Genomic DNA, 14,943 nt, shown 5'->3' with positions numbered 1-14,943 from the left:
TTGCGCCGCCTTTGAAGTCATTGATTTTATTTGTAAATTCGTGGTTGCGGGGATAGGATTTGAACCTATGACCTTCAGGTTATGAGTTCCAGTCTAATACTTGTACAATTGCCGCACAGAACCGATTTTTCTACGATAAATGACGGTTTTTCTTAAGTTTTTACTCTGCTCCTGTTACACTCTTCCACGACTGGAATCGCCTGATTTCACTCCCAAATGATTCCTATTTGATTCCAGTGATTCCAACCAAGGGAGGATTCCTCATGGTCAAAATCACGAAACGGTCCGTCGAAGCCGCCACAAAAACCGGCAAGGAATATTTCCTCTGGGACGACGAGCTTCGGGGCTTCGGTCTCAGGGTCCATCCGTCGGGTCGGAAAATCTACCTCGCCCAGTTCCGCGCGGGCGGGCGCATCCGCCGCGTCAATATTGGTCCTCATGGTCCCCTCACCCCGGATCAGGCTCGCACCGAGGCCATGAAGCATCTGTCCGATGTCCGGCTGGGCAGCGATCCCGGCGCGCAGCGCGACCGCCTACGCGCCGCCGCGACCATGAAAGAGTTTGGCAAGCGGTTCCTCGACGAGCATGTCGCCTCCCACTGCAAGCCCTCGACTCAATATGAATATGGCCGCTGCGTGGAGTTGTTCATCACGCCGAAGCTGGGAACGCTCAAGGTCATCGACGTCACCCGCGCCGATGTCGTCGAACTGCACCAGGGATTGAAAGAGACACCCTATCAGGCCAACCGGGTGCTGGGCGTTCTGTCGATCATGTTTACCCTTGCCGACACATGGGGCTTACGGTCAGACGGGATCAATCCGTGCTGGAAGGTCAAACGCTACAAAGAGGTGAAGCGCGAGCGTTACCTGACACCGGACGAACTGGCCCGGCTGGGCAAGGTGCTCCGCGAGGCGGACGGTGAGCCGGAAGCCGCAACCTGCATTCGCCTGCTGTTGCTCACCGGCTGCCGTCTGGGGGAAATCCAGACCCTGAAATGGGAGCATGTAGACGTCCGCGCGGGTGTCCTGCGCCTGCCGGATTCCAAAACCGGGGCCAAGGTCGTGCCCGTCGGCAAGGCTGCGCTGGACGTGCTGGCGGACATTCCCCGGATCGAAGGCAATCCCCATGTCATCACCGGGAAGGTGGAGGGGCAATATCTGACGGACATCCAGAAACCGTGGCGGCGGCTGCGCGCGCGGGCCGGGCTGGACACGCTGCGCATTCACGATCTGCGCCATTCCTTCGCATCGGACGCGCTCCAGCTTGGCGCGGACCTGACCATGATCGGGCGGCTGCTGGGCCATACGCAGGTGCAGACCACCGCGCGGTATGCTCATTTGAAATTAGCATCCATTAAAAACAGTGCAGATGAAGTGGCAGATTTTGTAAAAAACCAACTCGGAATATAAAACATCTTCACTTAAGTCGTTATATATAGTATTTCTTTTTCTTTTTCTGTTATTGTATCTGAAAAAGACGTTTTTTGGGCTTTTTTATCTATATTAACTTCCTCATATACCGAATTATAAAAATTTCTCAGAATAAATCTCATAAAACGCAATGGAGTTAAGGGTCCATTAACAGGAATACGGCATCCCTTATACTGACCCAAAGTAAAATGCGATCGAGGATGGTCTATCTCCGTGAACTCATCATCTGAAGAACTATAATCAAACCTAATAGGCGTTCTTACAGCTTGCAGAGAAAATATATCACCGAACATCTCATCATTTTCATAGATTTTATATGCTTGATCATAAATTTCTAGGGAAGGTGACGGAAAGAAGCAGAGCCGGTGAGAAAGCAAAGAACGACCCGAAAAGCAATAAAGCAGTTGCAGAAGGGCTCCATCAATCATTCTCATATGATATGCTCCCGCTGCTTGCAAAGCGAGATATGCTTTTTCGTAAGAAATACCTTTCAAGCTAGCAGAAAGATCTGGAGAACCAGCTATACCTATTTGGACTGTTCTACCAACAGGATGCTTACACGGATAGTGCTGGTGGTCCACTATACTTTTAGTGATCAAAAGAGTAATCACATCTCGAATTTGTTGAATTGTTGATTCGGGAGTCATATCTTATCCCAACAACGCCTTTAATTTTTTCCGGAGATTTAGAGGCAGGTCTTCAATTCTCACCTCTCCAGCCTCCAGTGATGAGATGATACTAGCCAACTCATCAACCTTCCGGGTTACTCGTCCCCGTTGAGCTTGTGTCAAATCTCTATTTACAATCCTTAATTCTTTTTTTCTCTCCTCACTTGGATATTGAAAATCCAATCTGAATTGATGTTGTTTTATACGATCGAACTCTTCTTTCAATTTTTCCATTTCTGGTCCAACCCCGAGAACTCGAACCCAGGCTTTTGAACGAGTTATTGCCGTAAAAAGCCGATTACGAAGGGTAGTTAGATAAGAAGGATAACGAGAATCAAAGCAGTCATGGGCATTGATAATATACACCATGCCAGCCTCATTGCCTTTTGCCCGAAAGATGCCCGTAAATGTGACAACATCACTTTCAAAAAAAACATCCGGACTCGTAGAAACTCCCGCAAGAGACGAGTTGATGTCTCTTTGAAAAAGCTCCGCGCGCGCATCGCCGACATTTTTTCTCGTTTTAAGCGGGTCAGGATTAATGACGATGATGTCATCTGCGACCAACTCATCATGTTTTATATTGTATTCAATCGCATCCACTAGCCAAGCATCCTGCTCAGCTTTTGTCTCAAACGCCCTAAATTCAATTATATCATCAATTGGTGAATGCTCTTCTAGAAAACGTGGACTAGTATCACTAGTCCTTTCTAGCGATACGTACGAACCGTCTTCAAGCACTCCCTCCTTCACCCGATAACCAACATCAAGCCATAAATCATTTTGTTCAAAAATTTGAATGAGGCCACCTGGCTCTCTATATATACCAAACCCTAAAGCATGCGCCGTAGCGAGAACGGGACGAGAATTACGGTAGCATCTTTCCAAAATTATATCTTGCCGCGCTTGCCCTGAAGTTGGCGGCGAAAATACGACTAATGGCCGCTTATCTTTTCCGATACCAAACAGTTCTTCAGGCCCAGCCATCGAAGTATCAGTGAGGCTTTGTAATTCGTCGTAAGCGTACACTAGACGATGCGGTGGCTTTAAGACCGAATAGCACATTCTCAAAAAAGAGGCTGGCAGATCCTGCGCCTCATCAACTAAAATCGCGTCATAGTTTTGCTTGGGTCGAGTCACTTCCTTTAAAGCTTCTGCGCAGGCACCGTTAAATTCTTTGCCGTCCCCAAAATTATCTCTTGCAGACCTAAAATCTCTATAAATAAGACCATGGTCCTTACAGAAATTATAATATATGCCCTCTGAAGAGGAAGATCCCCACGAATGTAATATATGGATATTATCCCAATCAGGCTCTTCGCTAGTCTGCTCAATAACAAATGTATTAACCAATCTCTCGAACTGGCCTTTCAAAGACCGAGTATTGAACGTGACTGCTATTTTCCAATCTGGGTTTTGAGCATGTAAGTAGGCAACCTTCAGTGCCAACACAATCGTTTTCCCAGATCCGGCCAAACCCCTAATCCGTTGCACGCCTTCAACTGTTTCAACGACCGCAGCGTTTTGATTAGCGTCTAGATTAGCAATGGAGTCGTTTAATGCTTGCAGCTTCGCTCCCCTAGAATTGGGAGTGAGCTGCACGCGTTTCCTCCGGCCCTTTCGTATGTTTGTGAGCGCTTGTATAGCTGCCGCCACTTTCGGAAAGATCTCTTTATCTCCTTCCGATAGATTGGTCAGAAATTGAATTAAATTGTTATCATTAAGAAGAGGATATTCATCATCTTCAGAAAAATCCTGCACTACAGGAGCATAACTAACCACATTGATTTGTGGTATTAATTTCCTTTTTTTCACAAGAGATGGGTATTGAAGCAGCTTTGACTGAAGCTTTGCATAAATATCATCTTGTCGCGATTGGTAATCACCTGCATCACGGCCTTCGACAATGTCAAAGGCTATAACACCATAAGTCGGGCTTAACAAAAGCGCATCAAATGGAAATGCACCATCTGGAGTACCAAGAATCGGATATCCAATATATATGGTACCATCTACTTGGACAGCACTATCAAGCAACTCCGCGAGCCGCTTGGCCGAAATTGGCTTGTTCGTACTACCCCAGACCGTGTTTGCCACCGAACTCTTCGCTTTCAATAGAACTTTAAAACTCTTAGTTGCGGCATTATGCCACTCACATGCCAACTTGGGCAATCACGCTATCTTTTCCCGCCCCTAATCTAGTGCATCCAACAATTGAGATGCCCGCACTCCAAGCGCCTTCGCCAGACGATCCACGACCTCGATGGATGCCGCATACTGGCAACGCTCCAGCGAGCTGATATAGGTCCGATCGATCTCTGCTAGATGGGCCAGTTCCTCCTGCGACACACCGCGCTCACGCCGGTATCGTTTGAGGTTCGCTGCCAGAATCTCCCGTATGCTCATACGGGACAGGGCAACCTCTTGCAGAGTATTTAACCACGGAGTATTCTCTACATTCCTGAGCGGACACTCAGGCACCCGGCACCGACAGCCTTTCTCTTTCGTAGCTCATGATCCTGCTATCACTTTCATGAAGTGAATCATGCGGTTACGTGATGCGACCTTCGCTCTATGCAGGCTCGTTCCGTTTCTGAAATCCTCGGCTTCTCACAAAATCAGCGACAAACGGACCTGATCCGGGAGGCCGCCCCATGCCGCTCGACGTCTGGCAATCAGAGACCGACCGCGCCGCCCTCAAACGCCTGGACGAGGCCGGGTTTGCTGGTGCCTTCATGCGGCGCTGGGCCACCTATTGTAAGGATCACGCCGAGACGGCACGCCTGATCGCAGCAGGCGCACCCAATCCCAGCGCGGAATGGGAGACCTTCTGCCAGCGCTGGAGGATACGTTTTCCCGCATAACCCAGAAATACCCGTCACCCGCGTGCCCGTGATCTGGCGACCGGGCGTCACCTCCAGCGTCATCAGCGTGACGCGCGCTGTTGACGGCTTCGTCCCGCCTGCCCTTCCCTCATGGCGGTCACTGGGCCATCCCCTGTTCGATCAGACCGATCAACTGGGCCGTGCCATCGTGGTAGCGACACCTTCCGCCACGTTCAGCCTTTCTCTTCATGGCGAGGCCGCAGCCTGCCCGGCAGTCCATATCCCCGTTGATCCCTCTTACCGCCGACGCAGTGATGAGGCCGCCCGTTTCTGCGCCCATGTACTGGGCTATCGCCTGCCTGCACGCCATCCCCGTCGGATTACCCCGACACGCTGGCGGCAGCTTGCTCTGCGCCTGCATGCCTTCGATCTGGATGCGACGGGTGCCAGCCTGCGCGCAATTGCATCAGAACTGCTCGACCCGGGCGCCCGGACCATGCCCGACGATATGTGGCGCGATTCCGCTCTGCGTACCATGGCCCGCACCCTGCGCGACGAAGGCAGCGCGCTTGTTCATGGCGGATATCTCTCACTGCTGGACGGCCTCTGACCACCCTCCTTTCCGGCCTTATCCTACGCTCCATTACGCTTTTGGGGTGGAGGAATTCGCGCACGTCATTTCCTCCACTCCCAGACCGCCTCTTTCCCGTCAGCCTCCCCTTACCCGCTCAGCTTCGCCCCCGAAGCAAGCCACACGCACAGGGAGGCTTTCATGACCGATATCGCGAAACCCAAAACGGGCGCATCCGTGCCACCAACACAACCGACGCCCGAGGTCACTGTACCCGCACGCCCGCTCACGTCTCCGGCCCGTATCCTGCGCCCCTATCTGCGCGGGGGAGAGGCCGCCGAACTGATCGGGGTCTCCATTCGCACGCTGGAGAAATATCGCTGCACCGGCGGCGGTCCACCGTTTCTGAAAGTCGGCTTTCGCGTCCTTTATCTGCGAGAGGACGTGGAAGCATGGCTTCAGCGCCATCGCTGCCGCAACACTTCCGACGACAACTACGTCGCCGCCCTGCGTGAAATGCCCTCACGGAGGAACAGACCATGAGGGCGGATGATCCCAACCTGACCACGGTCGAACTGACCTTCATCGAAAAGCGCATCGAACACTGGATCAGGTTCGGCAGGCCGGTCTCCGACCGCGTGCTCGACAAACGCCGCCGCCTGCTGAGTTTCACGCCCGGCAGCACCTTCGGCTTCATCCGCTGGGCCGCCAATGATTATGGCACGGTTGTCTCCTGCCTTGCCATCGTGCACACCGTGGAACGGGGCACCCCCTTTCAGACCGTGCCCTTTGTCTGGCCTGGTGGCGACCTGCTACTCGACGTGTCGGGCTGGCCGCAGGTGAAGCATGTTCTTGAGGTGATCGACCAGATCGAACGCTTCGGCTTCGATCCCTGTGCGGTTTCCCCCGATCACTGGCGGCATGTCCATAACCGCATCACCGCCGGACAGGAAGCGCGACCCTACACGCATACCCTGCACGCGGCATGGCTGAAACGTGCGAGGCTGGTGTCATGACCCGGCGCGCCTGGTTCTTCGCCACCTATTTCGTCGTGCTGGCAGTGGGAGTGTCCGCCGCAATGCATGTTGCGCCCCGGCTGCTCTGGAACAGCACGGCCAGCGTCCCGGTGGGGCTGTATCGGCTGCGTGCTGAAGGTAGCTTGCATGTCGGGGATCTTGCCGCCCTGCGTCTGCCCGACCGGCTGGCCCTGCTACTGTCACAACGCGGCTATCTGCCATTCGGTGTGCCCTTGCTCAAGCCCGTCGCGGCCCTCCCAGGACAGAGCGTATGCCGGGCAAACGGCAGTATCACGATTGATGGCAGGCCCGTCGGCGACACGCTGGCCAATGATCATCGGGGCCGTCCGCTGCCCGTCTGGCGTGGCTGTCATCGCCTCTCGCCAGACGAGATTTTCGTCATGAACCCGGCAGAACCACGCAGTCTGGACGGACGCTATTTCGGCCCGCTTCCCGTCAGCATGGTGATGGGACGCGCGATCCCGATCTGGGTCACGATCGGGCGGACTGCGCCGGGCCATGACGAAAGACCGCATCCGCTTCAGTAAGCGCAAGTGGCCTCCCAGTTTTCAATTTTTTGTCCTGCGATCCGCAGATCAGGAGAGACGTATCATGATCCGTCTTGGCACGTTCACGCGCACCACAAGCGGCTTTTTCGGCCAGATCACCACCTTTCTGATGGAGGATGATCTGTCGATCCTTCCCGTCGAAGACCCCGCCACCGAGAACACACCGGATTATCGCGTCCTGCGCGGTCTGGAGAATGACGCCGCACAGGTGGGCTGCGCCTGGGCACGTCAGGGCGAGCGCATCGGGTTGTGGCTGGCGGTGATGATTGATGACCCGCTTTTCGCCCGCCCTCTGCGTGCCCGGCTGCTGCCGGACCGGGACGAACACGACACGTTCCATCTGGTCTGGAACCGTCCCCGAACGCCGTCATGATCCGCGTTAGAATAGCGCTCTGTCTGCTGATAGTCTGCGGCGGGTTTGCCATCCCCGTGCAGACTGCCAGCGCCGCGCCGTTCGATGCCTATGTCAGCGAGGCGGCCACGCGGGCACACATCCCGCCCGCGTGGATCACGGCAGTGATGCGCGCCGAGAGTCAGGGCGATGCCCACGCAGCATCACCCAAGGGGGCGATGGGCCTCATGCAGATCATGCCCGACACATGGCGGGAGCTTCGCGCATCGTTGAATCTGGGGGCCGATCCCTACGATCCGCGCGACAGCATCACAGCGGGCGCGGCCTATCTCCGGTGGCTGCATGACCGCTACGGCGATGCGGGTTTTCTCGCCGCCTACAATGCCGGTCCCGGACGATATGAACAGCTTTTGACATCAGGGAAAACGCTGCCCGACGAGACGAAAAAATACGTCTCCAGAGTCATCCGCCTGCTGCGTCGAGAGTCGATTGGCAGCACGATTTCTGATGCGGGTTTTGTCAATCAATCGCACGCCGAAATGCCATCTGGAAATCGGCTTTTTGTCGGTCCGTTTGCATCCCAAACCGTCGTCCGGAACGCGCCAGAGGTGATGCCTGTTTCTGATCACGTGATGCGATTTGTGGCCCCACCTCATGGCCTGTTCGTCTCCGTTTCGCAAAGGAGCGCGCCGTGACGGGGGATTTACGGCATGAGAGGGGAAAACTGTCGTCCCATCGGAAGCATTTCGGGAATGTGCCGGGTGTTGGGCAGATCGGGAAACACGAAGAATTAAGAGGGCAAGATAAAACGGCCTGCCACGTCGGGCGACAAAGCGCGGGCGCGCTTCGTCTTCTGGTGTGCAGGCTGGGTCGGTCGTGTGCAGGGTTTTGGATTGTATGCTGCTTTCCTCAGGGGTTTTCCTGCACAGGGAGGTTCTGATGGCCCGCGACGAGGATTTCCACGTCCGTCCGGGCCGCATCCGGAGCAAAGGAAGCAGCGCCCGTCCCCGGACCTTTCTGGCGCAGGTGCTCCATGCCTCCCGCCGCGCGGGCGGAGGCAGTAGCGGCAGCCCCGGAAAGAGAAAAGGCAGCAGTCCGCGCTCTGGTCCCTCGACCTTCGGGCGGGGGCATTCCCGGTTTGGCAGAAGCCGCCTGTTCGACACCCATCGCCGCGTCACCGTCAAGGCCCGCGTTGTGCGACAGGCTGGGCGCGGCGCACGGCCCGGATCGCTGGCCGATCACCTCGCCTATCTGCGTCGGGATGGCGTCACCCGTGACGGCGAGAAAGCGCATCTGTTCGGGCCGGATGGTCAGGAGGTGGACGCCGGGGATTTTGCCGCGCGCTGCAAAGACGACCGGCATCATTTCCGCTTCATTGTCTCGCCCGAGGATGCGCCGGAGATGGCGGACCTCGACGGCTTTACCCGTGACCTCGTGCAGCAGATGGAAGCCGACCTTGGCACGCGGCTGGACTGGGCCGCCGTGTCGCACTGGAACACCGACAATCCGCATGTACATCTGCTCGTGCGCGGCGTGGATCAGACCGGGGCCGATCTGGTGATCGCCCGCGACTATATCAGCCACGGGCTGCGCTCACGGGCGGAGGATCTGGTGTCGCTGGAGCTTGGTCCACGCGCCGAACACGAGATCGAGGCCGCGTTGCGCCAGGACGTAAGCGCGGAACGCTGGACCCGGCTTGATGCCGAGTTGCAACGTCATGCCGACGATCTGGGGATCGTGGACCTGCAGGCTGACGCCACCACCGGCTTCGGCCAGGACGCGACGCATCGCGCGCTGCTGACCGGCAGGACGCAGACGCTTGAGCGCATGGGACTGGCCACGCCGGAAGGACCGGGTCGGTGGTCGCTCGCGCCCGGCATGGAAGACACGCTACGCGAGATGGGCGCGCGGGGTGACATCATCAAAACCATGCACCGTGCCATGACGGAACGCAGCCGGGATCGAGGGATGTCTCCCGGTGATTACGTGATCTCGGGGCGTGATCAGTCCACCGCCTTGATGGGGCGGTTGCTGGAACGCGGTCTGCACAACGAACTGACCGGCGAAGCCTATGCCGTGATCGACGCCACGGACGGGCGTTTGCATCATGTCCGCTTCCCCGGCGTCGAAGCCTTCCGCGACGCCCCGCCCGATGGCGGCATCGTTGAGGTGCGAACGGCGACCGGCAGGACGAGCGGGAAGGATTATCTGGTGCTGTCGGCCCGCTCCGATCTGGACCTTGCCGCCCAGGTCAAAGCGCCGGGCGCAACGTGGCTGGATCATCGGCTTGTGGAACGCCAGCCCATGGACCTCGCCCGCAGCGGCTTCGGGGCCGAGGTGCGGCAGGCCATGCAGGAGCGCACCCGGCATCTCGCGGATCGGGGGCTGGCGTCATTTCAGCAGGATGGATCAGCGCGTTACCAACGTAATCTCCTGACGACATTGCGTCAGCAGGAACTGGATCAGGTGGGCGCGAAGCTCGCGCAGGAGAGCGGGCTGACTTATGAGCGCAGCATTCCCGGCGACTTCGTCGCCGGCCAGTATGTGAAACGTCTCAGCCTGTCCTCGGGGCGCTTCGCCATGATCGACAACGGGCTGGGCTTCCAGCTTGTGCCCTGGGCGCCGTCTCTGGAGAAACAGCACGACCGCTATGTCGATGGTGTCGCGCGTGATGACGGGGGCGTCGACTGGCGGCATGACCGCAAACGCGATCTCGGGATCAGCATGTGAGCCACGCTGCCCGTTCCTTTTACGTCATGGTCCGCCCCGATACGACAAACCCGATTTCGATCTTGTTTCTGAAAAAACCTTTTGGTCACATCATGGCTTTTCATGGAGGGTTTCCATGCGTGACCGCCTGAACGTCTCCCTGCCTGTCGCCATGATCTCGCAGATCGGCGATCTTGCCGCGCGCCGGAAGGTGACGCGCTCCGCCGTGGTGGAAACGGCTGTTGCATCCTTGCTATCTCCCGACAGTGCTGAGAAAACCGAAGCGGCCCTCACAAGGCGGCTGGACCGGCTGACACGCCAGATGCAGCGCCAGGAGCGCGACCTGATGATCGCGCTGGAAACCCATGCCCTGTTCATCCGCTTCTGGCTGGGCCAGATGCCGCCCCTGCCAGCCGAGGCGCAGGCCGCCGCCAATGCGCTGGGGCAGGAACGCTTCGCCCGGTTTCTGGACACGCTCGGGCGGCGGCTGTCTCAGGGACGGTCTTTCCGGGATGACATCCCGCTCGATATTCCCGCCATGCGTCAGACGGCACCAGCACCAGCACCAGCACCAGGGAAAGATGCGTCATCCTCTTGAGTCTGCCGCGCCAATTCGACGAAACCGGTAAGCACAGGATCGCTTTCACCATCCCGCCAGCACAGGGCAAGATCGAATGTCGCCGGGCCGCTTTCATCCATGATGGGCCGGAAGACGACGCCATCCATTCTGATGCCGGTAGCGCCTTCCGTCACGAGCAGAATCTTATCCCCATGGCGTGCCAATGCCAGCAGCCGGTCGATGGCGGCGTCGTGAAACATGATGCGCTCGGGCAGAATGCCATGCAGCAGCGCGAGCTTGCGAAGCTCCATACCTGCACCGCGACGCGGGAGTGTGAGGAGACAATCTGACAGGCCGGACCACGTCACCGCTGCACGCACCGCAAGCGGGTGATCGCGCGCAACAGCGGCCAGCACTCTTTCCTTCCCCAACGGGATGGCTTGGCCGTGCCAGCCCTCGCCCGCTATGACGATCGCGACGTCGAGGCGGGAGCCCAGCACATCCCGCAGCAGTCTCTCACGCGGGCCATCCATGATTTGAAGGTCCACATCGGGATATTCGGCTTGATACCGTTCGAGCAGGTTGGCGACTACGCCGCTGGCGAAGGACACCTGCACACCAAGGCTGAGCCTGCCCACCATCCCATTATGCCGCAGCCGCAGATGCAGCATGGCCTCGTCCATGCCGTCCAGCACGGAGGCGGCGATCCTGGTGAACGCCACACCCGCCACCGTGAGCCGCGCACCCGTCCGCAGTCGCTCGAACAGGGGAATACGAAGCGCGTGCTCCAATGCCTGGATAGAACGTGTCAGCGTGCCCTGATCGACCTCCAATACCAGAGCCGCCTGACGCAGGCTACGGTGTTCCGCAACCGCAATGACCCTTCGCAGATCGCGGATATTGAAGCCATAATCAGCAGCCATCGGAGCCAATTATCTCCACGCGCTATATATTTTCTTGTGTCGCGGGAAGGCGCAGAACGAAAGTAAGAGCCACAGCCGATGCACATGCCCCCAGCAGAAAAACAGGGGGATATCCAACTCGGTCAGCGACCGTACCGGCGAGCGGTCCGGCCAATCCCAATCCTATGTCCACAAAGGCAACATATGCGCCCATTGCCGCGCCTCTGTTCTGAGGCGGCAGATGACGGACAGCCTCTACCCCCAGTGCAGGAAACGTCAGCGAGTAACCAGCACCGAGAATGGCGCATCCGGCGAGGGCGATCCAAGGATGGGGCGCAAGCCACAAAATGACCAGCCCTACTATCTGGAGAGGGATCGTCACTTGGGCAACGCGTAGGCCGCCCAGTTGATCTGGCAGGCCGCCGAAGATTAGCCGTGCCGCGACATAAGACGCACCAAACGACGTCAGGCCGAGAGATGCGCCCGTCCAGTGATGCCCGGCATAGTCGAGACCAAGGAAGGCGAACATCGTGCCAAACCCGATCGTGCTCAAGGCAAGGCCCGTACCATAAGGCCAGATCAAGCCAACAACTTTAAAAAAGCCAAGACGTCTTCCGCAATGCAGCGGAAGCGGCTCGATGCCTTTCATCAATAAGCAGGCCAGCAATGGTAATATGGCGGCAGCCAAAGCCATCGCCCCAAAGCCGCCTTGTTTCAACAAGACCGAACCTAATGGCGCGCCCCCGCCTATTGCACCGAACATCGCAATTCCGACCCAAACCATCGCCCGTCCGGCATAGCGCGGCCCAACCATACCAATGCACCAGGTCAGAGCCCCGGTAATCAGCAGACTCTCACCGAGACCGAGAACAGCCCGTCCGACAAACAACAGGCCCAAAGCAATCTCGGGCGAGCAGTCGCCCCACACCGAAGCCCCGTAAACCAGAGCCGCGAGGGAACACAACAGCATCCCGATCAATACCGCCGGCCGAGGCCCGCGCGTATCGGTCACAACGCCACCGAATTGGCGTGTCAACAAGGTTGCTATGGACTGCGATGCCATGACCCATCCTACCATCACAGGACCGAAGCCGAGACGATCATGCACATGGACCGGCAGGACGGCGAGCGGCAGACCAACCGTCAGATAACCAAGGAAAACCATCATGGCAAAAGGCAGCAAGCGGCGCGTTGCCTCACCACCGGAAACGGGTGCCATCGTCGTGGAGGTCTGTCTATTCATCCGTTATCTGCTCCACATTCGTAAGGGGCAGCCGCAATATTTCGCGTGGCTTTGGTCAAAAATTTGTCACCAATATTGAAAATATCTCGCGACAATCGACAAATTTTACATTTTCGTCTTACGAATACATTCCGGACTCTGTATTTCTTTTGTAAAAATCCCAGAATGTCCTGATCAAATTTGGATCAAGGATCTGTGCTTTTTTCGAAGCAAGTTCAACGAGTGGGGTCGCGACGAAAGGCTTGCCTGTCGCCAGTATCTGCAACTGAGAACGGCAGGCACGTTCCAGAAAAATACCGGTCAGAACAGCATCTGAGATACGAGTTCCTACGAACAGCACGCCATGATTGCGCATCAACGCTACAGACTGTCGCCCCAAGGCAGCCGCCAGTTGACGGCCAAGCTCTGGCGTATCAATCAGACCGCGCGTGTCGTCGAACCGCGCGACTGGCAGGCCGAGATAAGCCGCCTCATTGGTAACCGCCTCAAGTTCTATATCCAGAGCGGAAAAAGCGGTCGCGTGGAATGGATGTGTATGCCCAACAACATCAATATCAGGACGTTCACGCAAAATTTCGGTGTGGATCGGCCATTCTTTATGGATACGTCCCTCTCCCGCTAATCTGTTACCGTCGAAATCAAGCAGAACGAAATCTGCCGCTCCGATGACTTCTCCCAGACCGATCCCGGATCGCTTTACCCAGACACCGCGTCCTATAGGATCGCGCCAGCCGAGATGGCCGAGGGTCATATCCGCATGCCCTTCGGCGTGAAGAACACGGCATCCGGTAGCCAGCTCTTCCAAAACAGCCTGAACAGTCTCGTTCATCAATCATATCCGATCGCATTGTCGTCGCTTGCCGCCAACTATGCGAAAATCATGATATGCTGGAAAGCGCAGCAATAAGAACTTATAGTTGCGTCCAACGCCATGTATCGCAGGGCTCTGATATGATCCCGACTTACGATCTCAATCTCCTGACATCACTCGATATGCTGCTGGCCGAAAGCAGCGTTAACCGGGCGGCTGAGCGGCTGGGCCTCAGCAACTCCGCCATGAGCCGAACCCTGAGCCGCATTCGTGAGACATTTGGCGATCCCATCCTCGTTCGCGCGGGTCGATCACTAGTCCCCACGCCTCGTGCGATCGAATTACGTGAAACGGTCCGCCAAGTTCTCGAAAGTGCTGAAGCCCTTCGCATGGCCCCGCAGAAACCGGACTTTAAGCAGATTGACCGTGTTTTCGATGTCCGTGCGAACGAAGGGTTTGTGTTCCAATATGGCGGCAAACTGATCAAGGCCGTGTCCCGTGAGGCTCCGGGTATACGCCTGAGTTTCGTCATCAAGGCGGAGAAGAAACCGAATGCTCTTCGCGATGGACAGATCGATCTGGACATTGGTGTTTTAGGAGAGTCTGGCCCTGAAATCCGGACGCAAACGATCCAGCGAGACCGCTTCGTCGGTGTCGTAAGAGCGGATCACCGGCTGAGCAGTCATGAAACGATCTCCGCCAAAGATTATGCCGAAGCACACCACGTCAGTGTTTCCCGACGCGGCCTGTTCAGTGGCCCAATCGATAAAGCCCTGGAAATCATCGGGTTGAGGCGTCAGGTGAGTGCCGTTGTGACCAGCTTTCCATCCGCGCTTTCGATCGCCCGCACCACCGATCTGATTGCAAGCGTTCCCGAACGGCAAACCGCTGAAGCAAGGCGCGACATGTACACCTTCCCTCTTCCCGTCGAGACCGAGGAAGTGAGGGTTTCGATGATGTGGCATCCCCGTTCGGAACATGACCCCGTGCATCGCTGGTTGCGGGAACACGTCCGGCAACTCTGCTCGACCTGAAGGCATCATAACCGATTCACGCCCTTCCCGGCCCACCAGCGCCGCGCTCCATGCGACGGCCTGCTACGCGTTTTTTCTCTCCCGAATGATTCCTATATGATTCCAGTTGGTATGGGAGAAACGCCAAAGGCCGCCCGATGGGCGGCCTAAGCGTTTGATATTAAACGGAATTCGTGGTTGCGGGGATAGGATTTGAACCTATGACCTTCAGGTTATGAGCCTGACGAGCTACCGGGCTGCTCCACCCCGCGGTT

17 protein-coding genes and 1 tRNA gene are annotated in these 14,943 nt (G+C 56.9%); 11 read left to right on the top strand and 7 right to left on the bottom strand.

What is annotated here, in order from left to right; genetic code table 11:
* Positions 1–263 precede the first annotated feature (263 nt).
* Entirely contained in the window at positions 264–1,409 is a 1,146-nt protein-coding gene (locus tag FKW19_RS13975; protein ID WP_089179768.1) for a site-specific integrase, read from the top strand.
* A gap of 11 nt (positions 1,410–1,420) precedes the next feature.
* On the opposite strand, the gene FKW19_RS13970 is transcribed toward FKW19_RS13975, so the two are convergent.
* Genes FKW19_RS13970 through FKW19_RS13960 form a run of 3 tightly spaced genes read right to left on the bottom strand, consistent with a single transcriptional unit; the run spans position 1,421 to position 4,504 of the window.
* Complete coding sequence (locus tag FKW19_RS13970; RefSeq protein ID WP_089179769.1) at positions 1,421–2,077, bottom strand: DUF2290 domain-containing protein; 657 nt, start codon at positions 2,075–2,077, stop codon at positions 1,421–1,423.
* Between the two features lie 3 nt (positions 2,078–2,080).
* Complete coding sequence (locus FKW19_RS13965) at positions 2,081–4,270, bottom strand: DEAD/DEAH box helicase (protein ID WP_202878125.1); 2,190 nt, start codon at positions 4,268–4,270, stop codon at positions 2,081–2,083.
* Positions 4,271–4,291: 21 nt separating this feature from the next.
* On the bottom strand, positions 4,292–4,504 hold the full coding sequence (locus FKW19_RS13960; protein ID WP_089179770.1) for a helix-turn-helix domain-containing protein: 213 nt from the start codon (positions 4,502–4,504) through the stop codon (positions 4,292–4,294).
* Positions 4,505–4,752: 248 nt separating this feature from the next.
* Between FKW19_RS13960 and FKW19_RS13955 the strand changes: the two genes are divergently transcribed.
* The 9 genes from FKW19_RS13955 (at position 4,753) to FKW19_RS13915 (ending at position 10,738) form a co-directional block, all read left to right on the top strand.
* Positions 4,753–4,962: a transcriptional regulator domain-containing protein gene (locus FKW19_RS13955; protein ID WP_089179771.1), complete on the top strand. Its 210-nt coding sequence runs from the start codon at positions 4,753–4,755 to the stop codon at positions 4,960–4,962.
* Between the two features lie 169 nt (positions 4,963–5,131).
* Complete coding sequence (locus tag FKW19_RS15480; RefSeq protein WP_162870677.1) at positions 5,132–5,533, top strand: DNA -binding domain-containing protein; 402 nt, start codon at positions 5,132–5,134, stop codon at positions 5,531–5,533.
* Between the two features lie 162 nt (positions 5,534–5,695).
* Positions 5,696–6,037: a helix-turn-helix domain-containing protein gene (locus FKW19_RS13945; RefSeq protein WP_089179773.1), complete on the top strand. Its 342-nt coding sequence runs from the start codon at positions 5,696–5,698 to the stop codon at positions 6,035–6,037.
* Positions 6,034–6,510, top strand: a complete 477-nt coding sequence (locus FKW19_RS13940) for a DUF2840 domain-containing protein (RefSeq protein WP_089179774.1) — start codon at positions 6,034–6,036, stop codon at positions 6,508–6,510. Before FKW19_RS13945 ends, FKW19_RS13940 begins: the two co-directional genes overlap by 4 nt.
* Positions 6,507–7,058, top strand: a complete 552-nt coding sequence (locus FKW19_RS13935) for a S26 family signal peptidase (RefSeq protein ID WP_089179775.1) — start codon at positions 6,507–6,509, stop codon at positions 7,056–7,058. Before FKW19_RS13940 ends, FKW19_RS13935 begins: the two co-directional genes overlap by 4 nt.
* A 64-nt stretch (positions 7,059–7,122) precedes the next feature.
* A complete protein-coding gene (locus FKW19_RS13930; protein WP_150176368.1) occupies positions 7,123–7,452 on the top strand; it encodes a DUF736 domain-containing protein in 330 nt (109 codons plus the stop codon).
* The gene (locus FKW19_RS13925; protein ID WP_089179777.1) at positions 7,449–8,126 is read left to right on the top strand and encodes a lytic transglycosylase domain-containing protein; all 678 of its coding nucleotides are present in this window, start codon (positions 7,449–7,451) and stop codon (positions 8,124–8,126) included. Before FKW19_RS13930 ends, FKW19_RS13925 begins: the two co-directional genes overlap by 4 nt.
* A 244-nt stretch (positions 8,127–8,370) precedes the next feature.
* The gene (locus tag FKW19_RS13920; protein WP_089179980.1) at positions 8,371–10,161 is read left to right on the top strand and encodes a DUF3363 domain-containing protein; all 1,791 of its coding nucleotides are present in this window, start codon (positions 8,371–8,373) and stop codon (positions 10,159–10,161) included.
* Positions 10,127–10,738, top strand: coding sequence for a CopG family transcriptional regulator (locus FKW19_RS13915; protein ID WP_238331371.1), 612 nt, complete (start codon positions 10,127–10,129; stop codon positions 10,736–10,738). Before FKW19_RS13920 ends, FKW19_RS13915 begins: the two co-directional genes overlap by 35 nt.
* Here the strand turns inward: FKW19_RS13915 and FKW19_RS13910 are convergent.
* From FKW19_RS13910 to FKW19_RS13900, 3 genes are all read right to left on the bottom strand, one after another.
* Positions 10,684–11,622 carry a LysR family transcriptional regulator gene (locus tag FKW19_RS13910; protein ID WP_089179779.1) on the bottom strand — a complete coding sequence of 313 codons (939 nt, stop codon included), beginning with the start codon at positions 11,620–11,622 and terminating at the stop codon, positions 10,684–10,686. The genes FKW19_RS13915 and FKW19_RS13910 overlap by 55 nt on opposite strands.
* Before the next feature lie 22 nt (positions 11,623–11,644).
* Positions 11,645–12,820 carry an MFS transporter gene (locus FKW19_RS13905; RefSeq protein WP_238331431.1) on the bottom strand — a complete coding sequence of 392 codons (1,176 nt, stop codon included), beginning with the start codon at positions 12,818–12,820 and terminating at the stop codon, positions 11,645–11,647.
* Between the two features lie 142 nt (positions 12,821–12,962).
* Positions 12,963–13,673 (bottom strand): class II aldolase/adducin family protein, encoded by a 711-nt coding sequence (locus tag FKW19_RS13900; RefSeq protein ID WP_081797849.1) that lies wholly within the window; start codon positions 13,671–13,673, stop codon positions 12,963–12,965.
* Between the two features lie 122 nt (positions 13,674–13,795).
* On the opposite strand from FKW19_RS13900, the gene FKW19_RS13895 reads away from it, so the two are divergent.
* Complete coding sequence (locus tag FKW19_RS13895) at positions 13,796–14,689, top strand: LysR family transcriptional regulator (RefSeq protein WP_089179781.1); 894 nt, start codon at positions 13,796–13,798, stop codon at positions 14,687–14,689.
* 174 nt (positions 14,690–14,863) lie between these two features.
* Here the strand turns inward: FKW19_RS13895 and FKW19_RS13890 are convergent.
* A tRNA-Met gene (locus FKW19_RS13890) sits at positions 14,864–14,940 on the bottom strand.
* Positions 14,941–14,943 lie beyond the last annotated feature (3 nt).

Origin of the sequence: Acetobacter sp. DmW_125128, assembly GCF_008704325.1 — a bacterium.
Classification (GTDB): domain Bacteria; phylum Pseudomonadota; class Alphaproteobacteria; order Acetobacterales; family Acetobacteraceae; genus Acetobacter; species Acetobacter oryzifermentans.
This window is presented reverse-complemented; position numbering and strand designations above follow the sequence as displayed.